This window comes from Acinetobacter sp. NIPH1876, assembly GCF_022808535.1.
In the GTDB taxonomy this organism is placed as follows: Bacteria; Pseudomonadota; Gammaproteobacteria; order Pseudomonadales; family Moraxellaceae; genus Acinetobacter; species Acinetobacter higginsii.
On sequence record NZ_JALGBR010000003.1, the window covers coordinates 139,669 to 166,105 of the forward strand.

28 protein-coding genes are annotated in these 26,437 nt (G+C 41.6%); 19 read left to right on the forward strand and 9 right to left on the reverse strand.

The genetic code is table 11. The features are described 5' to 3' along the window. Positions 1 to 131 precede the first annotated feature (131 nt). The 5 genes from gltS to MN869_RS04580 all read left to right on the forward strand — a co-directional run bounded on the left by gltS (position 132) and on the right by MN869_RS04580 (position 7,772). Complete coding sequence (gltS, locus tag MN869_RS04560; RefSeq protein ID WP_033134684.1) at positions 132 to 1,367, forward strand: sodium/glutamate symporter; 1,236 nt, start codon at positions 132 to 134, stop codon at positions 1,365 to 1,367. A gap of 94 nt (positions 1,368 to 1,461) precedes the next feature. Beyond that, complete coding sequence (locus MN869_RS04565) at positions 1,462 to 2,943, forward strand: alanine/glycine:cation symporter family protein (protein ID WP_004652334.1); 1,482 nt, start codon at positions 1,462 to 1,464, stop codon at positions 2,941 to 2,943. A 156-nt stretch (positions 2,944 to 3,099) separates the two neighbouring features. Further along, positions 3,100 to 4,080 (forward strand): patatin-like phospholipase family protein, encoded by a 981-nt coding sequence (locus MN869_RS04570; RefSeq protein ID WP_241304726.1) that lies wholly within the window; start codon positions 3,100 to 3,102, stop codon positions 4,078 to 4,080. Positions 4,081 to 4,307: 227 nt separating this feature from the next. Further along, positions 4,308 to 5,501, forward strand: a complete 1,194-nt coding sequence (sbmA, locus tag MN869_RS04575) for a peptide antibiotic transporter SbmA (protein WP_241272114.1) — start codon at positions 4,308 to 4,310, stop codon at positions 5,499 to 5,501. Positions 5,502 to 5,720: 219 nt separating this feature from the next. Then, a complete protein-coding gene (locus tag MN869_RS04580) occupies positions 5,721 to 7,772 on the forward strand; it encodes a M13 family metallopeptidase (protein WP_241304727.1) in 2,052 nt (683 codons plus the stop codon). A gap of 49 nt (positions 7,773 to 7,821) precedes the next feature. Here the strand turns inward: MN869_RS04580 and MN869_RS04585 are convergent, their stop codons facing one another. Both MN869_RS04585 and MN869_RS04590 read right to left on the reverse strand, forming a co-directional pair. After that, positions 7,822 to 8,337 (reverse strand): chromate transporter, encoded by a 516-nt coding sequence (locus MN869_RS04585; protein WP_241304728.1) that lies wholly within the window; start codon positions 8,335 to 8,337, stop codon positions 7,822 to 7,824. Further along, positions 8,334 to 8,906, reverse strand: coding sequence for a chromate transporter (locus tag MN869_RS04590; RefSeq protein ID WP_004652328.1), 573 nt, complete (start codon positions 8,904 to 8,906; stop codon positions 8,334 to 8,336). Before MN869_RS04590 ends, MN869_RS04585 begins: the two co-directional genes overlap by 4 nt. Positions 8,907 to 9,006: 100 nt before the next feature. On the opposite strand from MN869_RS04590, the gene MN869_RS04595 reads away from it, so the two are divergent. Continuing rightward, entirely contained in the window at positions 9,007 to 9,906 is a 900-nt protein-coding gene (locus MN869_RS04595; protein WP_004802973.1) for a LysR family transcriptional regulator, read from the forward strand. 6 nt (positions 9,907 to 9,912) lie between these two features. Here MN869_RS04595 and MN869_RS04600 read toward each other — a convergent pair whose 3' ends face one another. Continuing rightward, complete coding sequence (locus MN869_RS04600) at positions 9,913 to 10,662, reverse strand: DUF4850 domain-containing protein (protein ID WP_241304729.1); 750 nt, start codon at positions 10,660 to 10,662, stop codon at positions 9,913 to 9,915. A 288-nt stretch (positions 10,663 to 10,950) separates the two neighbouring features. Here MN869_RS04600 and MN869_RS20470 point away from each other — a divergent pair, with 288 nt between their 5' ends. The 7 genes from MN869_RS20470 to MN869_RS04630 all read left to right on the forward strand — a co-directional run bounded on the left by MN869_RS20470 (position 10,951) and on the right by MN869_RS04630 (position 15,072). Continuing rightward, positions 10,951 to 11,088 (forward strand): PAAR domain-containing protein, encoded by a 138-nt coding sequence (locus MN869_RS20470; RefSeq protein ID WP_338149692.1) that lies wholly within the window; start codon positions 10,951 to 10,953, stop codon positions 11,086 to 11,088. Between the two features lie 36 nt (positions 11,089 to 11,124). Next, on the forward strand, positions 11,125 to 11,496 hold the full coding sequence (locus MN869_RS04605; RefSeq protein ID WP_241304730.1) for a hypothetical protein: 372 nt from the start codon (positions 11,125 to 11,127) through the stop codon (positions 11,494 to 11,496). Further along, positions 11,480 to 12,016, forward strand: coding sequence for a hypothetical protein (locus MN869_RS04610; protein ID WP_241304731.1), 537 nt, complete (start codon positions 11,480 to 11,482; stop codon positions 12,014 to 12,016). Before MN869_RS04605 ends, MN869_RS04610 begins: the two co-directional genes overlap by 17 nt. Beyond that, a complete protein-coding gene (locus MN869_RS04615) occupies positions 12,013 to 12,390 on the forward strand; it encodes a hypothetical protein (RefSeq protein WP_241304732.1) in 378 nt (125 codons plus the stop codon). Before MN869_RS04610 ends, MN869_RS04615 begins: the two co-directional genes overlap by 4 nt. A 155-nt stretch (positions 12,391 to 12,545) precedes the next feature. Further along, positions 12,546 to 13,610, forward strand: coding sequence for a DUF1176 domain-containing protein (locus MN869_RS04620; protein ID WP_241304733.1), 1,065 nt, complete (start codon positions 12,546 to 12,548; stop codon positions 13,608 to 13,610). Positions 13,611 to 13,644: 34 nt separating this feature from the next. Next, a complete protein-coding gene (locus MN869_RS04625) occupies positions 13,645 to 14,415 on the forward strand; it encodes a hypothetical protein (protein ID WP_241304734.1) in 771 nt (256 codons plus the stop codon). A 135-nt stretch (positions 14,416 to 14,550) separates the two neighbouring features. After that, positions 14,551 to 15,072, forward strand: a complete 522-nt coding sequence (locus MN869_RS04630) for a hypothetical protein (RefSeq protein WP_005322606.1) — start codon at positions 14,551 to 14,553, stop codon at positions 15,070 to 15,072. Between the two features lie 85 nt (positions 15,073 to 15,157). Here MN869_RS04630 and MN869_RS04635 read toward each other — a convergent pair whose 3' ends face one another. The 5 genes from MN869_RS04635 to gatC all read right to left on the reverse strand — a co-directional run bounded on the left by MN869_RS04635 (position 15,158) and on the right by gatC (position 19,939). Then, entirely contained in the window at positions 15,158 to 15,970 is an 813-nt protein-coding gene (locus MN869_RS04635) for an NYN domain-containing protein (RefSeq protein WP_005322607.1), read from the reverse strand. A 70-nt stretch (positions 15,971 to 16,040) separates the two neighbouring features. Then, on the reverse strand, positions 16,041 to 16,523 hold the full coding sequence (locus MN869_RS04640; RefSeq protein ID WP_005322608.1) for a hypothetical protein: 483 nt from the start codon (positions 16,521 to 16,523) through the stop codon (positions 16,041 to 16,043). 97 nt (positions 16,524 to 16,620) lie between these two features. Beyond that, the gene (gatB, locus tag MN869_RS04645) at positions 16,621 to 18,090 is read right to left on the reverse strand and encodes an Asp-tRNA(Asn)/Glu-tRNA(Gln) amidotransferase subunit GatB (RefSeq protein WP_241304735.1); all 1,470 of its coding nucleotides are present in this window, start codon (positions 18,088 to 18,090) and stop codon (positions 16,621 to 16,623) included. Further along, positions 18,090 to 19,568: an Asp-tRNA(Asn)/Glu-tRNA(Gln) amidotransferase subunit GatA gene (gatA, locus tag MN869_RS04650; protein WP_241304736.1), complete on the reverse strand. Its 1,479-nt coding sequence runs from the start codon at positions 19,566 to 19,568 to the stop codon at positions 18,090 to 18,092. Before gatA ends, gatB begins: the two co-directional genes overlap by 1 nt. Positions 19,569 to 19,621: 53 nt before the next feature. After that, a complete protein-coding gene (gene gatC, locus MN869_RS04655; RefSeq protein WP_004652310.1) occupies positions 19,622 to 19,939 on the reverse strand; it encodes an Asp-tRNA(Asn)/Glu-tRNA(Gln) amidotransferase subunit GatC in 318 nt (105 codons plus the stop codon). 133 nt (positions 19,940 to 20,072) lie between these two features. Between gatC and MN869_RS04660 the strand changes: the two genes are divergently transcribed. From MN869_RS04660 to MN869_RS04685, 6 genes are all read left to right on the forward strand, one after another. Beyond that, positions 20,073 to 21,113: a rod shape-determining protein gene (locus tag MN869_RS04660; RefSeq protein WP_004652309.1), complete on the forward strand. Its 1,041-nt coding sequence runs from the start codon at positions 20,073 to 20,075 to the stop codon at positions 21,111 to 21,113. A gap of 17 nt (positions 21,114 to 21,130) precedes the next feature. After that, entirely contained in the window at positions 21,131 to 21,988 is an 858-nt protein-coding gene (mreC, locus tag MN869_RS04665) for a rod shape-determining protein MreC (protein WP_004802987.1), read from the forward strand. After that, entirely contained in the window at positions 21,975 to 22,466 is a 492-nt protein-coding gene (gene mreD, locus MN869_RS04670; protein ID WP_005206019.1) for a rod shape-determining protein MreD, read from the forward strand. Before mreC ends, mreD begins: the two co-directional genes overlap by 14 nt. Beyond that, on the forward strand, positions 22,454 to 23,014 hold the full coding sequence (locus tag MN869_RS04675; RefSeq protein WP_241304737.1) for a Maf-like protein: 561 nt from the start codon (positions 22,454 to 22,456) through the stop codon (positions 23,012 to 23,014). Before mreD ends, MN869_RS04675 begins: the two co-directional genes overlap by 13 nt. A gap of 63 nt (positions 23,015 to 23,077) precedes the next feature. Further along, positions 23,078 to 24,532 (forward strand): ribonuclease G, encoded by a 1,455-nt coding sequence (gene rng / locus MN869_RS04680; protein ID WP_004802994.1) that lies wholly within the window; start codon positions 23,078 to 23,080, stop codon positions 24,530 to 24,532. A gap of 135 nt (positions 24,533 to 24,667) precedes the next feature. Next, the gene (locus MN869_RS04685) at positions 24,668 to 24,841 is read left to right on the forward strand and encodes a PA1571 family protein (protein WP_004775299.1); all 174 of its coding nucleotides are present in this window, start codon (positions 24,668 to 24,670) and stop codon (positions 24,839 to 24,841) included. 36 nt (positions 24,842 to 24,877) lie between these two features. Here MN869_RS04685 and MN869_RS04690 read toward each other — a convergent pair whose 3' ends face one another. Then, positions 24,878 to 26,260 carry a wax ester/triacylglycerol synthase family O-acyltransferase gene (locus MN869_RS04690; protein ID WP_004802995.1) on the reverse strand — a complete coding sequence of 461 codons (1,383 nt, stop codon included), beginning with the start codon at positions 26,258 to 26,260 and terminating at the stop codon, positions 24,878 to 24,880. Positions 26,261 to 26,437: the final 177 nt, after the last annotated feature.

Genomic DNA, 26,437 nt, shown 5'->3' on the forward strand with positions numbered 1-26,437 from the left:
GTTCTTGCTTAGAACTGTATGCTTTTTATTAAGTTGATTGAGTTTTCACTCATTTTGAGAGTTACTATTTTATGCGTTCCAAAGTGGTGAAAAAATCATCGGTAGAACGAATAAAATAAACGGAAGAAGATATGGAATTTACTTTTAATGGTTTCTATACCCTAATTTCGGCGGTCATCGTCTTGTTATTAGGACGTTTGCTCGTTAATAAAATTGACTTCTTAAAACGCTATAACATTCCTGAGCCTGTGGCTGGTGGTTTGGTTGCAGCGGTACTTTCACTACTTGTACACTCACTTTGGGGTTACAGTATTGTTTTTAGTAGTGAATTACAAACCAGTTTTATGTTGATCTTCTTCGCTTCGATTGGCTTAAGTGCTAACTTCATGAAGCTCAAAGAAGGCGGTATTGGTTTAGTGATCTTCTTGGTCTGTGTCGCCTCTTTTATTGTGGTACAGAACGCTGTCGGTATGAGCCTTGCAACCCTATTGGGTATTGATCCTTTGGTGGGTTTGATTGCAGGTTCAATTACATTGACAGGTGGTCACGGTACTGCAGGTGCGTGGGGTGAAATTCTTGAGACTCAGCATGGGATTCAAGGTGCGTTGGCTTTAGGTATGGCGAGTGCAACTTTCGGTCTGATTATCGGTGGTATTATCGGTGGTCCATTGGCGAAGTTGTTGATTAACCGTTATAGCCTTGCTCAAGCACAGACCCCAGCTGAAATCAAAAATCGCGATACGCATTTAGATCAACATCCTGACGAGCTAGCACCATTTGAAAATCCACATCAGGTTCGTTTAATTACGGCTGATAATGCGATTACGACTTTGGGTATGTTTGCTGCGTGTTTGGCATTTGCAGAATTCATGACAGGTTTCAGTAAGGGCACTTGGTTCGAGTTACCAACATTCGTTTGGGCGCTTGGTGGGGGTGTGATCTTACGTAATGTCTTAGAAAGCGTATTAAAAGTAGATATCTTTGACCGTGCAATTGATGTGTTTGGTAATGCGTCATTATCACTTTATCTTGCAATGGCATTGCTTTCATTAAAATTATGGCAGTTGGCAGATTTGGCTGGCCCGCTTGTCGTTATTTTAGGTGCGCAAACCATTACGATGGCATTATATGCTGCGTTCATTACCTTCCGCGTCATGGGTAAAAACTACGATGCAGCGGTACTGGCAGCAGGTCACTGTGGTTTTGGTATGGGGGCAACACCAACTGCGGTTGCAAACATGCAAGCGATTACCAATATGTATGGACCATCTCATAAAGCCTTCTTGATTGTTCCGCTTTGTGGTGCGTTCTTCGTTGATTTAATTAACGCAACAGTAATTCAATTAATTTTGAAATTCTTTGCCTAAGTCGGATCAAAAGCCCCAAGCGGGGCTTTTTTGATTCATCCATTGTTATCGTATATGTACGGACGTACATAAAATATTTAAAAGCGAATAAGTGATGAATGAAAAATTAAATGACACCCTGATGGCTTGGGTAAGTTTTTTCAATGATCCTTTATGGGACTTTCTCGTTGTTTTTCTGCTAGCAGTTGGTATTTTCTATACCATTGCAACGAAAGCTGTCCAAATCAGAATGTTCTTCCACAGTATCAAGGTGATGAAGGGCAGTCGCAGCAAAAGTGATGAAAAAGATTCACATGGACTGACACCATTTCAGGCATTTGTAACGGGCTTAGCCAGTCGTGTTGGGGTAGGTAACATTGCAGGTGTAGCAATTGCGATTGCGATTGGTGGACCAGGTGCGGTGTTCTGGATGTGGTTTACCGCGATTCTCGGGATGAGCTCAGCATTCATTGAATCTTCACTCGCACAATTGTTTAAAGTCAGAGATAGTAATAGTAAGCAATTCCGCGGGGGGCCAGCCTACTATATTACTCAAGGCTTACGTAGTAAAACCTTTGGTGTGATTTTCGCGCTTGCATTGATCTTTACCTATGGTTTCGTATTCAACTCAGTTCAGATTAATGCGATTGCCAATGCCTCTTCACATGCATGGGGTTGGGACAAAGCCAATTTGGTTGCCCACTTAGGTGGTGTTGATCTCGAAATTTCATGGGTAGGCCTTGCACTGGTTGTTATGGTTGCATTGGCAATTTTTGGTGGTATTAAACGTATTGCCAAATTTGCAGAAATGTTTGTTCCATTAAAAGCAGGTCTGTATCTTGCAGTAGCGATGTATATTGCCATCAGCAATTACGAACTTTTACCTGGTATCTTTAAACTGATCTTCACTGAAGCATTCCAGTTTAATGCTGCAGCTGGCGGTTTCTTTGGCGCCATGATTTCGATGGCGATGATGCAAGGGATCAAGCGTGGTTTGTTCTCTAACGAAGCGGGTATGGGTTCTGCACCAAACGCTGCCGCAGCATCGGATGTGAAACACCCTGTGAACCAAGGCTTGGTGCAAATGCTTGGTGTATTCGTTGATACGTTCATTGTGTGTACCAGTACTGCGATCATTATCTTGGTATCGGGTGTTTATCACGATGCGGGCTTTGTCGGGGTAGAGCTGACACAGCGTGCCTTAGAGACTCAAGTCGGACATTGGGGGGCTGACTTCCTAGCAGTGCTGTTGTTCTTATTCTGTTATTCCGCTGTACTTGGTAACTATGCCTATGCAGAAAGTAATGTGCAGTTTATCAATAACAATCCGAAAGTGATGTTCATCTTCCGAATCTTTGTATTGGTGATGGTGTACTTCGGCGCGATTGGTAGTGTTCCATTGGTTTGGTCAATGGCAGACTTGTTTATGGGGATTATGGCGACGATTAACTTGATCGCAATCTTATTGTTAACCCCTATGGCACGGACTCTGTTAAAAGACTATACCTCTCAGTTGAAGCGCGGCATTAAAGAGCCTGAGTTTAAGATTGATAACTATCCAGAATTAAAGAAAAAAGTTGATTCTGATATTTGGTAATACAGTCAAAGCAAAACTAAAATCATAAAAAGCTCCTTTCGAGGAGCTTTTTTTATGTCTTTTTGATGACAAATACAAAAAATTGCTACAGTTTTTAGATGCGCTAAACGCTAAAATTTAGATCTAGAGATATGGTTAATATGGCAATCGCGGCGTATGAAACAGCTTAAATTATGGATGTTGGGTCTTTCAATGGCAGTTTTGGCTGGTTGCCAAAGTACTTCACATTTAAAACCCGTGATTGAAGATGCCCAAGCTCAAGCTGTAAGCCAACCCTTTAATGCCATAAAACAACAGCAAAAACGCCCTGTGATTGCATTGGTATTGGGTAGTGGTGGTGCGCGTGGTTATGCCCATATTGGCGTGATTGAAGTATTAGAGCAGCAAGGTATTCGTCCAGATTTTATCGTGGGCACCAGTGCAGGCAGTATTGTCGGTTCAATCTATGCCAGTGGTAAAAGTCCTGCTGAATTACGCGATATTGCTTTAAAGCTCAAAGCCAATGATGTGCGTGAAGTCAATGTGAGTCTGAAGGGCTTTTTTGATGGCAAAAAAGTGGAAGACTATATCAACGAGCAAGTGCATAACCTGCCATTAGAAAAAATGACAATCCCAATGTATGTGGTGGCGACCGAATTAAAAGATGGCACCAGAACCGTCTTTAATTATGGCAATACCGGGCAGGCGGTACGGGCTTCCGCATCCATTCCAAGTATGTTTGTACCGACCAAGATTCATGATGTTGAGTATGTCGATGGTGGTTTAGTTAGCCCCGTGCCCGTACAGGTCGCACGTGAATTGGGGGCGGATGTGGTCATCGCCGTGGATATCTTGGCTCAGCCGATTCATACTGAAACCAGTAATGTTTGGGGCTTGTTCAACCAAAATATCAATATCATGCAAGGACGTTTGGCCGAAGAGGAACTTAAAGAGGCTGATATTGTAATTCAACCTGATCTGCGTGAAAAAGCGCATATCTTTGATGTCAAAGGTCGAGAGATGACTATGCAGGCAGGAGTGGATGCTGCCAATGAAAAACTCGCTGAAATTCAATGGGCAATTCAAAGCAAGAGCTTCCCAACGCAAAGCGAGCAACAGGATATTGCCTTAAAAATGAGTACCTCAGCGCCACGTTAAACCTTTATTTTATGAACCTTATAATGGACTTAAGTACTTGAGTCCATTTACTAAACTTATATTTGGGCAAAAACAAATTGTAAATCATCTACAAAAAGCTATTAAAAAGAGAAAAAAACAGGTAAATAACTACAAATCATCAAACTTTTTTATCAGACAGTTTTAAGTTTCAGGTCATAGGATGACCTAGTCAAATGAGTCGCTACCTAACAAGGATTGTTAAACAGATGTTTAAGTCTTTCTTTCCCAACCCACGTTTGTTTTTTATTTCTGTCATCGTATGGTTATCCCTCAATATGTTGCTGTGGTACACCGGTGGTCATAGCTGGGGTGAATATCTAGGTTTTGCCAAAGGTTATACTGATGCGGAACTACCGATTGATGTCAGTCGCTTCTGGGCACCTTCATTTCTTTGGTTTTATATCTGGTTTTTTATCGCAACAGCATTATTTGCTGTTTTTTGGCGGATATGCTCAGACAATAAATGGCAAGCTTGGTCGATTTGGGGATCAGCTTTTATTCTGTTTAATATCTGGTTCAGTGTTCAGGTTGATGTAGTGATCAATGCTTGGTATCAACCTTTTTATAATTTAATTCAGAAAATGGTATCTAGTGGAGGTGGAGAACTTAATCTGCTTTATACTGAGATGCTGACTTTTATCTTTATTGCGATGGTCTATGTCACCATCGCGGTCCTGAATTTATTTTTTGTCAGTCATTATATATTCCGCTGGCGTACAGCGATGAATGAATACTATACCCAGTTCTGGGATAGACTCCGTCATATTGAAGGTGCTTCACAACGTGTACAAGAAGACACGATGCGTTTTGCAAAAACTTCAGAAAGTTTAGGAGTCAGTTTTATTGAAGCAATCATGACACTGATTGCCTTTTTGCCAATCTTGTTGCAACTCTCAGTTCATGTAAAGGTTTTACCAGTCGTTGGCGAAATTCCCCATGCGTTAATGATTGCTGCTTTAGGTTGGGCAATCTTCGGGACAGTTGTTTTGATGTTGGTTGGATATAAGCTTCCTGGTTTAGAGTTTAATAATCAAAAAGTTGAGGCTGCATATCGTAAAGAGTTAGTTTATGGAGAAGATCATGCAAATCGAGCTGATCCTTTGACTCTAAAAGAACTCTTTAGTAAGGTTCGTTTGAATTATTTTAAACTGTACTTTCATTATACCTATTTTAATTTAGTACGTATTTGGTACCTACAATTAGATAATTTATATGGGATTTTTATACTTGCGCCTTCAATTGCAGCGGGTGCTGTTACTTTAGGGATCATGATGCAAATTCTGAATGTATTCCAACAAGTGAGAAAGTCCTTTCAATACCTGATTACATCATGGCCAACGATTATTGAATTATTATCCATTTATAAGCGTCTTAAAGCTTTTGAAAAAACTTTGGATTAATCGTTTAGTTGGTTAATAAAAGAAGCCTTGGCTCAATGCTAAGGCTTTTTTATTGCCAACGGTTTTAGCGAGTTTGTGGTTTTTATGTGAAAAGTGAATATATATTGCAACGAAAATGACTTTATTTGATCAAAGTACTTCACTATAGTCGCTTGATAAAATTAATGATCTTTCATTTCTCTCTTGTATCGCTTAAAACCTAAATAAATAGGATAAATCATGAAACCTATATTGCTCAAAAGTGCATTGGCGCTTGCACTGACTGCCTTTACTGCAACTGTATGGGCAGATCAAGCAATTCAATTCTCCCCAACACAAAAAGTTTCAGGCATAGACCAACAGTATATCGACCAAAGCGTGTCTGCCAATGATGATTTTTATAACTATGTAAATGGCACATGGTTAAAAGAGACTGAGATTCCTGCAGATAAATCACGTTGGGGCGCATTTAACGAATTACATGAGCTATCGACCAATCAGTTACATGCGATTGTTGAAGAGCTTAGTACAAAAAAATGGGCAACAGGAACGGTCGAACAAAAAGTTTCCAGCCTATATGCCAGCTTTATGGATGAAAAAGAGATTGAAGCGAAAGGCATTAAACCTTTACAGCAAGAACTGGCACAGGTTGATGCAATTCAAAACAAACAAGATTTTGCTCAATTAATGGGGCATTTCTCTCGTATTAGCGTCAGAACACCGTTTGATATCAGTATTGATCAGGATATGAAGCATTCCGATGTAATGATTGCAGGTCTGGCACAGCGTCGTTTGGGTTTACCAGATCGTGACTATTATCTAAAAGATGATCAGAAGTTTGTGGAAACTCGCGCTAAATACTTGAAGCATATTGAGCGGATGCTGCAACTGTCTGGTGATCAGCAAGCGGCACAGCATGCACAAGACATTCTCAAGCTCGAAACAGACTTAGCAAAAATCCAGTGGAGTAATGTACAAAACCGTGATTTATCTAAGCGTTACAATATTTACCCACTTAAAGATTTAAATAAGTTAAGTCGTAGCTTTGATTGGGATAGTTATCTCAATACAGTCGGGGTCAAAGACAAAATTCAGACCATTCAGGTGCATCAATTAAGCTATTTCAAAGCACTTGATCCAGTGATCAATAAAACCCCTTTAAATGTGTGGAAAGCTTATTTTAAATGGAACTTGATCAGTAATTTTTCACCCTTCTTAAACAAGGCCTTGGTTGATGAAAGTTTTGAGTTTTACGGCAAAACCTTGCGTGATGTTGCAGAACAAGAAGTCCGCTGGAAGCGTGGTGTACAAACCGTGAATGCAGTATTGGGCGATGGTCTAGGCAAAATCTATGTGGAAAAACATTTTTCTGCAGAGAAAAAACAGCGTATGGATGCCTTGGTGCAGAATTTGATCCAAGCCTATGATCAAAGTATTAGCCAATTGGACTGGATGAGTCCTGCAACCAAAGTGCAGGCTAAAAAGAAATTGGCCAGCTTATCGATTAAGGTCGGCTATCCAAACAAATGGCGTGATTATTCAGCACTTGAGATTAAAGACGGTGATTTGATTGGTAATGTGATTCGTGCCAGAGAATTTGAGCATCAAGACAGTTTGGATAAGTTAGGCAAACCTGTGGATCGTGATGAATGGTTTATGACTCCGCAAACCGTGAATGCCTATTACAATCCATCCTCCAATGAAATTGTCTTTCCTGCTGCAATTTTGCAACCGCCATTCTTTAATATCGATGCTGATGATGCAGTGAACTATGGTGGGATTGGCAGTGTGATCGGGCATGAGATCAGCCATGGTTTCGATGATCAGGGCAGCCAGTTTGATGAATTGGGCAATATGCGTAATTGGTGGACCAAACAAGATCATCAGAAGTTTAAAGCCAAAACACAGGCTTTGGTTGCGCAATATAATGCCTATGAGCCGATTGCAGGCTATCACGTCAATGGTGAACTGACCTTGGGTGAAAATATTGCCGATAATTCGGGTCTATCGATTGCTTATAAAGCGTATCAAATTTCGTTAGCAGGTAAACCTGCGCCTGTGATCGAGGGGCGTACGGGTGAGCAGCGTTTCTATATGGGCTGGACGCAAGTTTGGCGTGCCAAAACCCGTCAAGCACAAGCGATTGTGTATTTAAAAACCGACCCACACGCACCAGATAAAGTTCGCGCCAATGGTGCTTTAGTCAATCAAGCGCCGTTCTATGATGCTTTCAAGATCAAAGCGGGAGATAAAATGTATTTAGCGCCTGAAAAACGGGTCAGTATCTGGTAATTCAAGATTCAATAAAAAACCTGCATCAAGCAGGTTTTTTATTGCCCTTTTAAAGGAAGGCAATTCCAAGCCCTGCGGCTGCGGCCATGACCCAAAGCGGATGAATTTTTTTAAACATGCCGAGGATGGCTGTCAAAATCACGATGATGACCAAAAGCAGATTCTGTGCAGATGCATCCGCAATCAACCATGCACTGACCAGAACTAAACCTACAGTAATCGGTTTCAACGCTTTTTCAAAACGTGCCCGTAATGGATTGGCTTTAAAACGTTCCCAGAATTTCAGTGCATAAATGGTGATGATTGAAGATGGGCCAAACTTCGCGAGAGAAGTGACCAATAGTCCTGCTGGACCTGCGACATGCCAACCGACCAAAGGTACAATCATCATATTCGGGCCTGGGGCAGCCTGTGCCATGGCAAACAGCGAACTAAACTGTTCTGCACTCATCCATTGATGTACGGTTACCACTTGGTGCTGCATTTCAGGGAGAATAGCATTACCACCCCCAAAAGCCAGTAGCGAAAGCTGAGTAAAAACGACAGCAAGGGTGACTAAGATCATGATTTTTTCACTCCTAGAACCAGCATATTAATGCCCAGTAAAATCGCTAAAGTCAGTGCTAAGGGCAGCTTGATCCAGATCATAAATACGAAGGTCAGGCCAATGGTGAAAATGGTCAGATAGCTTTTTAAAATCGGCTTGAGCATCTTAAATCCTGTCGCAAACAGTAAGCCTGCGGCAGCAGCGGCCAAACCTTGAATCATGTGTTTGACTGCGGGGAGGTACTGGAAATGCTCATAGACCTGATAGATGATCAGTACAATTGCAGTCGGGGCAGAGATTAAACCGAGGACTGAGCTGATCGCACCTTTCACGCCTTGGAATTCCATTCCAATGGCAACGGCCATATTGATGATGTTACCGCCTGGCAATAACTGGCACACGCCAAGTAAGTCGGTAAATTTGCCAGCATCAATCCATTTATGTTCTTCAACGATAATGCGATGTGCCAGTGGCAGTACGCCACCAAAACCCATCAACCCCAATTTCATAAATCCCGTAAAAAGTGCCTTACAATCAGGAGCAGTCGCTAGTGGTTCACTCTCTATTGATAGGGCTTGGGCTTTCATTGGATTACCTTTCTGTTCAACCTTGTGAGCTATAGCATGAAAGATTTGTGGTATATTCACAAATGCTATTTTTGCCGTTATCTATACTTTTAGGGTATGTATGATTGATATTCATAAACTCAATGCATTCGTTGCTGTGGTGGAAGAAAGCAATATCTCCAAAGCAGCGGTTAGACTGCATATGCAACAGCCGCCACTGACCCGACTGATTAAAAGTCTGGAAGAAGAGCTGGATACGGCTTTGCTCAAACGTCTGCCGCGAGGTGTGGAGGTAACGGAAGCAGGTAAGGCTTTATATCAGGAAGCGATTACCATTCTGGCGCATGCTCAGTCGATTCCGAAACGGGTCAAAAACATTGCGCAAGGTTTGGAAGGTCAAATCAATATTGGCTTTACCAACTCCGCAGGGCTGCATCCTTTTTTGCCTGCCCTCTTGCGTCAATTCAGGGAAAAGTTTCCTGCTGTCGCCATTCATTTGGAAGAAGATAGCAGTACCGCCTTAACCGATGCAGTGATCAATGAAAAACTGGATATCGTTTTCCTACGCAAACCTGCGCCGATTCATGCCGAAGTACAAAGCATACATGTACTGGATGAGCCCTTGATTGTGGCTTTACCAAGTAATCATCCTTTGGCTGAGCAAGCAGGATCAATCCGCCTACTCGATTTAGAACCGTATGAGTTTGTGTTGTATCGCCGTATTGCGGGGCAAGACTTGTTTGATAATATTTTGGCAAATTGCTATCAGGCAGGGTTTAGTCCCAACATTGTGCAAGAAGCCCCTCGTTTAACTTCGAGCCTGAATCTGATTGCAGCGGGGATTGGACTATCAATTGTCCCAGCCTCAATTCAGGACTTTTGGAATAAGCAAATTGTGTACAAACCGCTAGAAGCGAAAAAGCCCTGTATCGCTCCGATCTATGCAATTTGCCGTGCCAAAGGCAATAGTGTTCGGGTTGAGCATTTCTTGAGTTTACTCAAAGCCAGTCAAGCGGTTTGAAATGGCTCAATGGTTAAAGTGATAGAAGTTTAAAATGGGCCCAACTAAATGCTGCTGTGATTTGTCCAGCGTGACGATGATTTCTCTAAAATTGAAGGTGTCCTCGTCATGGTATTTCGCGACGCCATGGGTTTTATTATTGACGTTTGCAATCTGATAGCTAAAGAAAGCCACTTGTTTAGAAGGATGCACTACGGTCACCAATTTTTGTGGATCTTTATAGCCGCCAAACTCATTTTCAATACTCTCTTTTAACAGATTGGGAAAGTAAAGCGTGGCATTGGGCATGCCGCAACCGACACAGAAGGATGAATCGTATAATTCTATGGCCTGTTTTTGATCTGGACTCATCAGTAGGGCTGAACCCGTACCATTTGCGCCCGCATGTGCCTCCACATCGTGCCAATCTTTGGGTACAAGTACTGCGCCAATTTCAGGTAGCGCAACTAATTTAAGTTGCTTGGCCTGATTTGTATCCAGTTTAAAATCGAAATGGCAGCTTTTTGCTGTACAGCTTTTAAAGTCTTTTAATAAGCCTTCATCGGCAGGATTCAACGCAGTAACGCCATAATAGGGAACACGGACATCGTTGGCAAAGGACACTTCACCCAAGGCATAAATTTGATTTTCGGCTTTTCGCTCTAGCGTTGTATTTGAAAATTTGGGAAAGATCGGCTTAAAGGTGCTGACCTCTGCATGAATTGAAGTGGCTGATAATGCGAATAAAATAGTAAGAATAGAGATTAATGTTTTCATTTTCAGATGATGTTTTGGGTTGAGTTAAAATTAACATATTGTTTGAGATATGGGGGAAAGCAGATTTGAATCATAATAAAAAAAATTGACTGGATTCTACTTAGATTCTCATTGCTCTAATTAATAGGGTAAGAGTTTATAAAGGCTTTTCTAGTTAGAATTCATGCCTTATTAAAACTATGAATTAATAATAATAATTAAATAATTTATTTTTTTTAAAAAATTAAGGGAACAAAAGTAAAACAACTAATCTAGTGCTAATATTTTCTTAATTAGAGCTAGTCAGATATGCAAGCATTTATAACAAGAGGTTGCTTCACTGATCATGGTGGAAAAATTCTGGAAGGTGTGGAAATATGGTTAGTCGATGGAAAGGCTATTCACCTAGAAGGAATGACTCATTATTGTCCTCGATGCAAAGTTTGATCAAAAGCGATTGCTACGGAAAGAGGGTTCATACAAGTGAATGGACGAAACCCAATTGTTGCTGGTGATGTCTCTACTTGTGGTTCAAGGTATATAAAAATTTCAGATTTAGCTGTCCGTAACAGTAGCACTGGAAAAGATACATTCGTAAACGTCGTACCTCTACTGACAGATTATGTAAATGGTCAATTCTTCTCTGATCAATTTATGCTTGTTGACCAGAAAACAGGAAATATACTCTCGGGGATTCCATATCGAATACATAGAGAAAATGGGGAGATAGAAGAGGGTGTTACTGATAAAAATGGATATACAAATAATATATCGAATAGCGAAAGAGCTGAAAATATAACAATAGAAATTAATGATTTTGATTTGGAAAGATTTTTTAATGAAAATTTTAAATAAGACATTGACCGTAGGAGGTAACAATAAAAAAGATCCAGTAAAAATTGAGGTGAAAACTTCCTACAGAATTACGATTATGGTAAATAATAATGATGTTATGGTCGGTACACATGCTGGAATGTTGCTTATCAGTCCGAAAGGGTTTGAAATATTTGATCCCAATGGGAGCTTTTATTATCCAGAAATCGCTGAAGGGCGTTTACGACTGTTTCCTATTTATGAACCGCAGAAGAGAGCGGATGTCTATAGAAGTTACTTAGAATATCAACTAGCCGATGGTGGTGAAGTGTATATTTATACATTTTATCTTTCTAAAGATGAGTTCCTAAAGATTGAAGACAGAATTTTAAATGAAGAGGGTTGCAGTGGCATTTTGAGCTGTTCTAGATGTACCTCCAATTCAATCACAGGGATCGGTGTATTTAAGAATTTTCCACCTGATATTTTCTTACCATCTAAGTTGAAAAAGGAACTTGATAAAATCGCTAACCCAATAAAAATATTGAGAAATAAACCATGATGAAGCCAAGCTATCTAGGGTGGGGATTACTCAATTTACAACTGACCATCTGTTTTGTTTATTCTTATGATTATTTTCATAGACATATTATTGTAGACCATGTTTTAGCTTTTACTTTGTTAGTTACTTTCATTGCAAATCTATTTTTCTTTTTTACTAAATTTATTAAAAATTATTCTCTTAGAGCATTTATTTCTATCATTTTCTCTAGCGTTCTAGTCTCTATATTATTTATTCAACTTAATAGAGAGGATGCTAATTTCATTGTGAGTGATGTTCTCCTTTTGATTGGGTATATGATGCTTAGAATGCTGCTCTATATTACAACTCCTATTGCATTTGTGGTTGAATTCTTTTTAAAGAAAAACAATTAAAATTTATTTGAAAAACAGTTGCTTGTGTTTATTTGTTTTTTGGTAAAGTTGCTTAATCTGTAGCGTTAAAACGTATATAGTATGAGTAATCATGTCAGTATTCATAATGATTAAAATAATAGTATTGAAATTAGACGGCCTAGAGCATAAGTCTTATGAAAAAGATTCTTTCAGCCTGTTCCCTTATTGTCCTGAGTTCCAATGCTTTTGCCCAAGATATTAAAGGCATTTCATTCTCACACGAAGATTGGGAAATTTACTGTAGCAATACAGGCACTTGCCGAGCAGCAGGTTATTACAATGAATATAGTGATGATGAACCCGCATCGCTGTTATTGACCCGTCAGGCAGGTGCAAGACAGCCTGTACAGGTTGAATTTGCATTGGCTCGTTTTGAACAACCGTCTATGCCCGCAGCAAAGCTTAAAAATCTCCTTTTTTATGTGAATGGCAAAGACTTTGGACAGGTGCCCGTCGATGGAACAGAATTCCCACTGATGGGGCAACTCTCTACAAATCAAGTCAATGCCTTATTACAGCAATCTAAGAAAAAGACCGAAATCGTGTTTAAAAATGCTAATCTACATTGGCAAATCTCAGATAAGGGGATGACTGCGGTATTACTGAAAATGGATGATTTTCAAAAACGTATTGGAACAGTGGGCGCTTTAATTAAAAAGGGCAAGGCAGATGAGTCCAAGGTATTGGCCGCTCAACCCAAATTTACCGTCAAGCAGATCAAAACATCCAGTAAGCCTTATCTGACATTGCGGCCAACAGACAAACGCTATGCTGCACTCTATCAAAACTTGATGGCTGCCCAGCCAATTCCGAAACAAGAAGGCTTTTGTGAAGGGGCTTATGATGGTAAGCAAACAGCACCTCAAGCAATTGATCTCTATAAATTGACCAATAAAAAAGTTTTGGCAGCTACCCTATGTTGGCGAGGTGCATATAACGAAGGTTATGGTGCATGGGTATTGGATGAGTCACTGGCTAATAAAGCCACTTTTGTGACGGAACATTCCTCTGAGTTTTATAATGGGATTCTCAGCAGTTCGCAGAAAGGGCGCGGTATTGGTGATTGCTGGTCGAGTGATGAATGGGTCTGGGATGGGCAGAAGTTTGTACATACGCTAGATCGCTGGACAGGGATGTGTCGAGGGCTTGCTGCGGGTGGAGTGTGGGAACTTGATCAGATTGAAGCAATCGTCAAATAATATTGTGAATATAAAAATAGCCTAAGGAAACACAATGCTTAAATATAAGATGGGTTTAGGTGGAATGATTTTAATAGGTGCATCCGCCTATTTTAGTGCATCAGTTTTTGCTGCACCTTTACAGATTCTTGACTTTAAAAAGGGGCAACTGAGTGCAACGGAACAAACACAACTCTGTGAACAAGTCAAAGAGCTGTGTCAGCAGCGCACACAATGGCAGAGTTTGAAAACACCAGATCAAACCTTATGGTTATTATCTGAGGGAAATATTGCCCAGTTTGCGACTTCGACCACAGGTTTTAAATTGTTAAAGCAGTGGCGTATTGAATTGGCGGCTACGGAAGAAATGGCACGATCTAGCCAATATATTTTCCCTAAACTGTTTCCTATGGATCAAAACCGTTATGCCGTTGCAGTGATTGATACCTTTTCGGAAATGTATTCAGGTGGTGGGGCAGGAATTGAACGGGCCAGCTTTTATGAGTTAAAGGATTCAGGTAAAACGCATCGCTTTATTGAAAACTATCCTTTTAATTTTAGCCGTATGATTCGGGCCTGTTTCTCCGAACAGGATTATGAAAGCTCTAAGGGCAAGTGCCATGATGAAGATAGTTTGAGTCTGGATATTCGTCCGATCAAGCCGATGCTTTGGCAATTCCGTTACCGCTACAGTCTGGATGTATCACCTGCGTCAGATTCGGGTGAGAAATCATTTAAGGGCAGCCGCAACCTGAATATTGATTTAAATAAAGCACCTGAACAACCGAATATTCCAGAAGAATGGGATTATGAGGGTGCAGGTTGAGTGATTTACCATCATCATGGTTTTTACATTTTGCCAAAGCTTTAAGGGCGTGGACTTACGCAATTTACAGCGTCATAACAGATGATCTAGACAGAGCATGGTACAAAGGGAAGATTGCAATTTGGAACTGTGCTTATGTCTCGTGTTTATACTTCTGCCCGCCGTAAATTTTCTCATTTGAGTCGTTCTGTGTTGATGGCTGCGGCTGTGTTGGGTACAACCCAAGTGGCGATGGCAGGGCCAACTGTGGATCAATTGAGTGATTGTTTAGTGAAAGCCACAACGGCAGCAGATAAGACTACGGTTTTGCAATGGACTTTCACGGCTTTAGCGGCACATCCAGATTTAAAGTCTTTTAGTAATGTTACACCTGAGCAGAAAACCCAGTTGGATCAGAAATTGGCACAGGTGTTACAGCGTGTGATTGTGGAGCAGTGTTCGACACAAACCAAAGCAGTGATTCAAGCTGAGGGCATTCAAGCAGTTGGACAGGCTTTTCAACAGTTAGGTCAGAGTGCAGGTCAGGATATTGTCAAAGACCCTGCGGTTAGACAGCAGTTGCAAGGTACCTTGCGTTATATTGATTTGAATAAATTGGTTACGACTTTTTTAACACCTGATATCTGGAATAAGTTGGGTGTGTTAAGAGGGCAGTGATGTTTTAGGCCTTCCATTCTAAGAATAGAAGGCCATACAATAAATTAGTTATATTAGACTTAGCATTTTATTAATATTGGATAATTTAATCTTTTAATTTTATATATATTTGTCTGTGTCCATTTTCTAATAGACGCTCATCATACTTGAAAATATCGGTATGGCTTTTGATTAAATCTACAACTTTTTTGAAACCATAATTTCTTGGGTCGAAGTCATTTTGTAATAACTTCCATTGAGACGTGAAAGACGAAGCGGGTATCCATTCAGCATCATGATTATCGAAAATTTGCTTAATTGTTGATAATGGTAGTTTATGACTAATATTGCTGATTATTGGAGTGCTTTCTGTTTTTTTTGTTTCTTTTTGAGGTGTTTTAATATTTGTTTGCTGTTTAGTTGGCAACGGTTGAATGATTTCAGTATCATTTTCATTGCTTAAATTTTCAACATATGTGAAATGTGAGCAAGCATTTTTAAATGCTTCGGGCGTTTGCATTTTACCAAAGCCATAAACGGTTGCTCCTTGTTCTTTAATACGAATAGCTAAAGCAGTGAAATCACTATCACTTGAAATTAGGGCAAAACCATCAAATCGATTCGTATAAAGCAAATCCATTGCATCAATAATCATAAAACCATCAGTAGCATTTTTCCCTGTGGTATAAGCAAATTGTTGCATTGGCTTGATGGCTAAATCATTAATAGCTTGTTTCCAGTTACCATTTTGACTAACAAAATTTCCATAAATTCGCTTTACTGTTGCTTCCCCATATTTTGTAAGTTCATCTAGAATATTTTTAATATCTTTTGCTGAGGCATTATCTGCATCGATTAAAACAGCCAGCTTGGATGTTCTTTCTTCTGTGATGTTAAAAACTGTTTTAGTTTGAGCCATGATTTTTATAGTCCCTAATATGTAAAATCACTATTTTGATTTTACATATAATTTTGATTTATTATAACCTTTAATCTAATTTACAAGCCTTGCCTTCGTATTCGTAGCGATTAACCTTGTAGGCTTGACCATTCCAGCGTAAAACTTCAAAACAGAAACCAGGCCCACCATTCTCAATATCAGGCCAGTCATCTGTTCCTTTCGTTTTTAAAAATTCAGGCATACCAGCTTCTTTTAAAATGGTTTTCCATTGACCGTTTTTCTGTTGGGCCACAATATAATAACCAACGCCTGTATTGCCATAACACATGGTGCCGTAATCTGAAACGATTGCATCTTTCAGCCCATCACTGTTTAAATCGGCATAAGCTGTAATTTCACCGACTGAACAATCACTTTTCCAGCCCTTTTTACTTTTTGTAAAACCTGCTGCTTTGAAAATAGCATCAGTATCCGCTTTCGGGACTTGAGGTGTTTGTGCAAAATTAGAATTGCTGATCAAAAGCAAACAGGCACCTAAGAGTAATCTATTTTTCATAAGTTGAATAATCATGTCAGTTTTAGTTTAAAAATTTATTGTGCGGGTATTTTATCCTATAAAAACCAAAAAACCCGCTCTAAAGCGGGTTTTCTTTTGAAATTAAATCAGTTTAACCAATCAATTTCTTCATTAATTCATTTACTTGGGCTGGGTTGGCTTTACCTTTTGCCGCTTTCATGACTTGACCAACCAGACCATTAAAGGCTTTTTCTTTACCAGACTTGTACTCTTCAACCATTTTTTCATTGGCTGCAAGTACGTCTTTGATAATCGCTTCAATCGCACCGGTATCGGTTTCTTGCTTCAAGCCTTTCTCAGCAATGATGTCATCCGCAGATTTTCCTTCTGCTTCCCACATAAAGCCAAACACTTGCTTCGCAATTTTGCCGTTAATGGTATTGTCGACAATACGTGCAATCATGCCACCTAATTGCTCAGCAGAAACAGGAGAGTCCGCCAATTCTAGGCCCGCTTTGTTTAAAGCACCTGAGAATTCACCCATTACCCAGTTTGCAGAGACTTTACCTTGCTTCGCACCGCCAGCAGCAGCCACAACAGCTTCGTAGAAGTCCGCCATTTCGCGTGACAGCGTCAATACATGCGCATCATACTCAGTTACAGCAAAGTCAGCGATAAAGCGTGCACGGCGCGCTTTAGGTAGTTCTGGAAGGGCAGCACGTGCCGCTTCGATTTGTTCGTCAGCAATAATTACTGGCAACAAGTCTGGATCTGGGAAGTAGCGATAGTCGTTCGCTTCTTCTTTCGAACGCATAGAACGGGTTTCCATCTTGTTCGGATCGAACAAACGGGTTTCCTGATCAATTTCGCCGCCGTATTCCAAAATTTCCATTTGGCGTTCAATTTCGACATTGATCGCTTGCTCAATGAAACGGAATGAGTTGAGGTTTTTCAACTCGCAACGCGTACCAAAAGGTTGACCCGGACGACGGAGTGACACATTACAGTCGGCACGGAATGAACCTTCTGCCATGTTACCGTCAGAAATACCTAACCAACGCACTAGGGTGTGAATCGATTTGATATAGGCAACCGCTTCTTCAACCGAACGCATATCCGGCTCAGATACGATTTCAAGCAATGGTGTGCCCGCACGGTTTAAGTCGATACCCGACATACCTTCGAACTGGTCATGGATCGATTTACCTGCATCTTCTTCAAGATGGGCACGTGTTACGCCAATACGCTTCACAGTGCCATCTTCAAGCTGGATGTCGATATGACCCAAGCCCACAATCGGATTGTCCATCTGGCTGATCTGGTAGCCTTTTGGCGAATCTGGGTAGAAGTAGTTTTTACGTGCAAACACAGAGGCTTGGTCGATATAGGCATCGATACCCAAACCAAAGCGAATTGCAAGATCAACCACTTCAGCATTCAATACTGGCAACACACCCGGCATGGCCAAATCAACAAGGTTGGCTTGTGTATTTGGGTCTTGACCAAATTCAGTCGATGAACCTGAAAAGATTTTAGACTTGGTCGCCAACTGCGTGTGGATCTCAATCCCGATAACGACTTCCCAACCGTCAATAAGCTTTAACTTTTGAGCTTCAGCCATTATGCATTCTCCTCAGCAATTGCCGCACGTTTGGTATGCCAGTCTGTATTTTGTTGATATTGATGCACAATCGAAAGCAATTGTGATTCTGACCAGTAGTTACCAATCAACTGTAAGCCCACAGGCAAGCTGTCTTTATCAAAACCAACAGGTGCGTTGATGGCTGGTAGACCTGCCAAGTTCACAGCAAGGGTATAGATATCGCCTAAATACATTTCAGTCGGGCTGAGATTCGCACCGATCTTATAGGCTGTGGTTGGTGCAGATGGCGCAGCAATCACGTCAACATTTTCAAATGCTTTGAGGAAATCTTGTTGGATCAAACGACGTACTTTTTGTGCTTTGACATAGTAGGCATCGTAGTAACCCGCAGAAAGGGCATAAGTCCCGATCAAGATACGACGTTGTACTTCAGCACCAAAACCTTCTGAACGTGAACGCTTGTACAAGTCCATCAAGTCCACAGGATTTTCACAACGGTAGCCATAACGGACACCGTCAAAACGTGATAGGTTCGAAGAAGCTTCCGCAGGCGCGATCAAGTAGTACGTCGGTACATAAGCTTCAGTCATGTGGAGATCAATCTCAACCAAGATCGCGCCCATGTCTTCAAGCTTTTTCAACGATTCTTCAACGCGTGCTTTTACATCAGCGTCTAAACCGGCCACATTGAAGTATTGCTTTGGAATACCAATGCGTAGACCTTTCACTGCCGTACCGTTTAGGTTAGCAACGTAATCATCCACTTCTTTGTTGATCGAAGTCGAGTCTTTGGCATCATGACCTGCGATGACATTCATCAAATAAGCACAGTCTTCCGCAGAACGTGCCATTGGACCGCCTTGGTCGAGAGATGATGCATACGCAATCATACCGAAGCGAGATACACGACCATAGGTTGGTTTTAAGCCTGTTAAGCCGCAGAATGAAGCAGGTTGACGAATTGAGCCACCTGTATCGGTACCTGTTGCGATTGGCGCAAGATCAGCCGCGACAGCTGCTGCAGAACCACCTGATGAACCACCCGGAACATGATCCAGTGCCCAAGGGTTAGAGGTTGCACCGACATAAGAGTTTTCAGAGGTTGAACCCATGGCGAATTCATCCATGTTCACTTTACCTAAAGTCACGAGACCCGCAGCTTTGGCTTTTGCAACAACCGTTGCATCATAAGGTGAAATGAAGTTATCCAGCATTTTTGAACCCGCAGTGGTTTTAATGCCTTGGGTACAAAAAATATCTTTGTGGGCAAGTGGAATACCTGCCAGCGCGTGTGCATTGCCTGCTTTCAGTGCTGCATCGGCTGCATTCGCTTCAGCAAGAGCCTGTTCTGCGGTAACCGTCACATAACTTTTTACTTTCGGGTCAATTTGGGCAATACGCTTTAAATAATGTTCAGTCAATTCGCGTGATGAAAATTGGGCTTGTTTTAAGCCTTCAGAGAGTTCACGGATTGATAAGCGATGTAAATCTGTCATATGAAAAATTTCTTTACATTCTAAATATAAAATATTGACTAATCGAATAAAACTTATTCAATTACGCGAGGTACGAGGTATAAACCTGCTTCTGTAGCAGGTGCGACCGCTTGATATTCATCACGATGGTTGCTTTCAGTCACAACGTCAGCGCGTAAGGGTTGCGGGTTGTCAAATGGGCTCTTTAAAGGCTCAACATCATCGGTATTAATGCCTTTCAAGCTTTCCATCATGCCAAGGATTTTATTCAAACTTTGAGCATATTCAGCAGATTGCGTGTCATTGAGAGATAAACGTGCAAGGTGTGCAATTTGCGAGACCGTTTGCGCATTTAAGTCAGTTGTCTGCTGAGCATCTGATGATGTAGACATAACTTTACCTAATTCAGTATTAAAAAATTTCAAAATATCGTGCGTTATAATAAGCGATTGACTTGTTCAAATCATCACATTTAGTTAAAGTTGCCACCTTGTATTCACACAAAGTTTAATTGAGAACGCCCCCGTGATTCTAAAACGACTAATTGGCTTGTTTTCGCCGGATTTAGCCATTGATTTAGGTACTGCAAATACACTTATTTATGCACCAGGCCGTGGCATTATATTAAATGAACCAACTGTTGTGGCAATTCGCCATAGTGGTTCACAAAAAATTGTTGCCGCTGTAGGTATTGATGCTAAACAAATGTTAGGCCGTACACCAGCGAATATTTCAGCAATTCGTCCGATGAAAGACGGTGTGATTGCTGATTTTGAAGTCACTGAGACCATGTTGAATCAGTTCATTGGCAAAGTGCATGAAAAGCGTTTATTCCCGCCAGCACCGCGTGTCGTGGTCTGTGTACCTTGTAAATCGACATTGGTTGAGCGTCGTGCGATTCGCGAAGCTGTATTTAATGCAGGTGCGCGTGATGTACGTTTAATCGAAGAGCCAATGGCTGCTGCAATTGGTGCGGGTATGCCTGTTGAGCAAGCATGTGGTTCGATGGTGGTCGATGTTGGTGGTGGTACCACTGAAATTGCAATCATTTCATTACAGGGTTGCGTCTACGCTGATTCATTACGTATCGGTGGTGATGTATTTGATGAGCAAATCATCAATTATGTGCGTAAAGCACACGGTTGTGTGATCGGGGAAACGACAGCCGAAGTCATTAAAAAAGAAGTGGGTATGGCTGTTGCTGATGGCAAGACCCTAGAGATCGAAGTTCGCGGTCGCAACTTGGCTGAGGGCGTACCTCGCGCGATTACGGTGACTTCTGATGAAATTACGCAGGCCATTTCTGATCCGTTACAAAGCATTGTGAGTGCTGTTAAATCTGCACTAGAACAAACGCCACCTGAATTGTCTTCGGATATTGCAGAGCGCGGTATTGTGCTGACAGGTGGTGGTGCATTATTGCGTAACCTAGATAAATTGCTTGCGCAAGAAACAGGTTTGCCTGTAATTGTTGCAGATGATCCTTTAACTTGTGTCACTCGTGGCGGCGGTAAAGTATTAGAGTTCTTTGACAATCCAAACCACGACATGCTTTTCGTTGGTTAAATCATAAGGACTAGGCGGTGCAACCGAATCTTTTTTCAAGACAACCGCCATCTTTTCGCTCATTTGTTATTGCGGTGATTACATGTTTGGTGGTGCTTTTCTTTGATTGGCGCATGCCTTATGTAATTCAACCTGCAAGGGATGTCTTGTACGCCGCGTATAATCCAATTTATGCGCTGGCAAGCTATCCTGTACTGTCGCGAGAATGGCTTAACCAACAAACCAAATCTGAAGCGCAATTGCGTCGTGAAAACACCGCAATGCAAGCTGAACTGCTACAAGCACAAGTCCGCCTCCAAAAACTTTCAGAACTCTCTGCGGAAAATAACCGTTTAAGAGGGCTTTTGGATACGCCATTGATTATTGATGGACGTATGCAAATTGCGGAAGTGATTGGAACGGATGCAGACCCATTACGCCATATTATTATCATTAACCGTGGTTCAGTGGATCATTTAAGTGCGGGACAAACTGTTCTAGACGATAAAGGGATTATGGGGCAGATTATTAATGTCTATCCACATAGTGCCCGTATCATGCTGTTGTCTGATAAAGAGCATTCATTGTCTGTGCGTTTAGAGCGTACCGGAATGCGTGCGATTATTTCGGGTACTGGCGATTTGGGTCAACTCAAAATGGAATATGTGCCTACCAGTGCCAATATTCAGGTTGGTGACAAAGTCTTTAGTTCAGGTTTAGGCGAACATTTCCCAGCAGGTTATTTAGTGGGAACTGTGTCTAAAGTCAGTCGTCATACTTCAGGTGAGTTTGCTGAAATTGATGTTACTCCAGCAGCTCAACTTGCCAGTGGTCATCATGTTGTGGTGCTGTTCTCTGAATCCTTAGCGCAGGAGCAACCTTATGCCGATCGCTAAGCTCAATTATGAGAAACGCAAAGATCCGCTATGGATGATTATTCTATCCATCGTGATTGGTTCTGTATTGATGGTTTATCCAATGGCCTATGAGGCCTCGGGTTGGCGACCATCCATCATGCTAATGATTATGCTGTTCTGGATTCTCTATCAGCCTGTTTGGTGTGGTGTCTGGTTTGCTTTTGGCATGGGCCTGTTTGCCGACCTGCTGCTCGATGCACCGTTTGGCTTAAATGCACTCAGTTTTGTTGTAATCAGTTTCGGTATTCGCTATTTAATCCGTGAGCGCCGTATTCTCACTTTTGGGAATTCGTGGGTGATTGCGGTGATTGCGATTGTTGCACATATTACTTTTTTGTGGATTAGCCAGACCATTGCAGGTACACATTTTTCGATTGCGCGCCATTGGCAACCGGTTGTGACAAGTGTACTGGCATGGCCATTGGTTTATTATTGCTTACATAAATGGCGCATATAATTCTCGCATCAAGCTCGCCTCGTCGGCAGGAGCTACTACAGCAGTTGGGTTTGGACTTTGAAATCTATCGTCCAGATGTCGATGAGGCGGTGCATGAGGGTGAGACTGTTGAGCATTATGTTGAACGCTTGGCGCGCGAGAAGGCACAAGTCGTTTTAAATAAATATACTGACGCAATTGTGATTGCGGCAGATACCAGTTTAAGTTTTGCTGGGCAGATCATTGGTAAGCCAGAGTCAAAGCAACACGCTTTCTCCATCTGGTCGACGCTTTCTGGGCAATGGCATGATGTCTATTCCGGAATTTGTGTTGCAAGTTCTGCTCAGATTTTGAGTCGTGTGGTGAGAACGCAAGTTGAGTTACAGCAACTCAGTCATGCGGAAATGGAAAAATATTGGGCAACGGGCGAACCGATTGGTAAAGCAGGTGCTTATGCGATACAGGGAATTGCAGCACAATATATTCCACAAATTCGAGGCAGTTATAGCAATGTCGTGGGTTTGCCTTTGCATGAGATCGCACAGTTATTAGAAAGCGTTAAAGCCTAAGTATTTCAATACAGGGAACGACACTTTCGGGTATAAGAATTTTTATAAAATTTTGAGTTTGTTATGGCAGAAGAGTTGCTGATTAACGTCACGCCGATGGAATGTCGTGTGGCATTGATTGAAAATGGTACGGTCAATGAATTATTCGTTGAGCGAACTGTAAAACGTGGGTTAGTAGGTAATATCTACAAAGGTAAAGTGGTTCGTGTGCTACCAGGTATGCAAGCAGCCTTTGTTGATATTGGTTTGTCTCGAACCGCTTTTTTGCATATTAACGATATGGTTTGGTCGCGTTCGCAACCGACACCAAACGTTTTTGAGCTGTTACACCCGGGACAGATGCTCACTGTCCAAGTCATGAAAGATATGTTGGGGACCAAAGGTGCTCGTCTAAGTACTGATCTTTCTATCCCGTCGCGTTATCTGGTGTTGATGCCATATGGTAATCATATTGGTGTGTCGCAGCGAATTGAGTCTGAAGAAGAGCGAGACCGCCTACGTAGCATCATTGAACATATTCAGGCAGAACATAATTTGCCGGGTAGCGTCATTGTTCGTACTGCGGCAGAAGGCGTCGATGAAGCTGCGATTGCACAAGATATGTGTTATCTCAGCAAACTTTGGGAATTTATTCAGCGCAAACAAAAAGAAGCGGCAACGGCTGAACTGATCTTTGAAGAATTGCCTTTACCGCAACGTATCATCAGAGATTTAGCCAGTGATGAAACGGCGAAGATCTATGTCGATTCACGCGAGATTCATGGCAAGCTCAGTGAATTTGTCGATGAGTTTGTTCCGACGATTCAAAATCGCTTAATTCATTATCCTGGCGAAAAGCCACTTTTCGATTTGTATAACGTCGAAGAAGATATTCAAAAAGCGTTGCAAACCCGTGTCGCACTCAAGTCTGGCGGCTATCTGATGATTGATCAGACCGAAGCGATGACCACGATTGATGTCAATACCGGCTCATATGTTGGTGGGCGCAGCTTAGAAGACACGGTATTTAAAACCAATATGGAAGCGACTCAAGTGATCGCAAGACAACTGCGTCTGCGTAATTTGGGGGGGATTCTGATTATTGATTTTATCGACATGCAGGAAGCTGAGCATCGTGAAGAAGTAATGCGTCAGTTTGAACGAATGCTGGAACGTGATCATGCGAAAACTAAAATTACCCAAGTTTCGGAGCTGGGCTTAGTTGAAATGACACGTAAACGCACGCGTGAATCATTGGAACATTTGCTTTGTGAATCATGTCCAACCTGCCAAGGGCGGGGCTATGTGAAGACAGCAGAGACAGTATGTTACGAAATATTTCGAGAGATCATGCGTTATGCGCGTGCATTTGATTCCAAGGGTGGCTTTACTGTCGTTGCGCATCCAGCTGTGATAGATCGGCTATTAACAGCAGAAGCCCCAGCTGTCGCGGATTTAGAACATTTTGTGAATCGTGTGATCAAATTCCAAGTGGAAAATCTATATACGCAAGAGCAATACGATATCATTTTGACCTAAAGTTGTAACAAGATTTCGCTTAAGCCTTGTTACAACTGAAATTTTACTTTCTATCACGAATTTTAAATACTAGAACCATAAAATGAGCCATAGGTACTTTTGGGTCCCTTAGCAAATAATATGAGGTATATAACGATGAATGTGAGTGAAAGATTAGTGAACCACGGTTTCAAGCATGTTTTAGACAGCAACCCTGTAAATACATGTTATATGGTAGACAGCCAAGGTAAAGAAGTTCAGATTACTACGGCGATGATTCGTTCAGCCTGCCATCAACTGCTACAACGTTGCCGCACAATCAAAAAATAAGGGGCTACTGAAAGCCCCTTAATTTTTTCTCAATCCTTAATTCGCCACTTTCTGTGGTAAATCTTGAATCGCTTGCTCAAAGCGTTGAATTTCTTCTTCTAAATGGGTCAGTAAATTTTGCATTTTTGGCAAAGCATTACGACATGCAATCAAACCCACTTCCAGTTTATCTAAATAACTGGTCATGGTGATATTCAAAGCCTGTCCATCCATCACAATCGATGCAGGGTAGAGCGCATCTAACTTTGCACCATTCCAATATAAAGGTTCACGCGGACCTGGTACGTTTGAGATGACAAGGTTAAAGGCTTGACGCTTAGGTAACATGCCTGATGCAATATTCAAACCGGCTGGACCATACACAACTGCACTATAATTCAAAATCTCATTGGCAGTCATACGGCTAAAACGCTGTTTCGAGTTCTGTACGCTACGGCGAATAACTTCTAAACGCTCAATTGGATCTTCAATATGGGTCGCAAGATTGGCCAAAATCATGGTAATACGATTGCTGACATCAGAATCGTCGGTACGCAGTGATGCTGGAACCATCGCAATTAAAGGTTTCTTTGGCAAGCTGTTATGGCTGATCAGGTATTCACGTAAAGCACCTGAACATACCGCTAGAATCACGTCATTGAGCGTTACACCCAAAGATTTGGCAATACGACGGAAACGACCGAGTTCAAAGGATTGTGCGGCAAAACGACGTGAAGAACTCACGCGTTGGTTCAGAATAGAAGGTGGTGCTTGAAAGGTTGAGACATAATCTGGATTTTTGCCCATCTCTTTAAAAATGGTTTGCGACAGCTCTTGCATGACTTTAGGGGCAACTTCAAGCTGAGATTTAATCCCTTCCATCACACCTTTGATTTTGCTGACAGTCGGCGGCTTTGGTGCTTTGAGGCGTTTGGTTCGTTTACCTTCTACACACCAAAGTGGTACTACATGCTTTTCATTTGGATCTTGCGAAAGTGATTTTTCAATCAGACGCATACCTGCGACGCCGTCCACCATGGCATGGTGAATTTTGAAATACATGGCAAAACGGTTGCCTTCAATGCCTTCAATAATGTCGCAGGTCCAAAGAGGCTTAGCGCGATCAATCAAGGAGCTATGCTGCTGTGAAATATAAACCAGTAATTCACGGATACGCCCAGGATTTGGCAGCGCAATATGGCGGAAGTGGTGATCCAGATCAAATTCGCTGTCTTCACCCCAGAACAAACCATTCAGTTGATTGTTAAATGGTGGGACAGGAATACTTTTTGATTGGCGAATTTCATTGACGAGATCGTGCACAAACGTGGGTGATGCATTCTCTGGAAGCTCGAATAAAAACAATCCGCCTACATGCATAGGCTGCTGCCTTTTCTCTAGCGAGAGAAAGATAAAATCAATGGGGTGTAGTGGGCGCATAGCAGATCTAGCCTCTCATCGCATTTTTTCTAAGATACTCTCGAAGAGCTCTTATTAGAATTATTGGAACCGTTCTGCGCAGTATATACTGTTTGTTCTGGTTAAAATATGACTTTAGACAGGCGAGTCAGGAAAAATAAAACCACTGACGAATCAGTGGTTTTAATATACCAAATA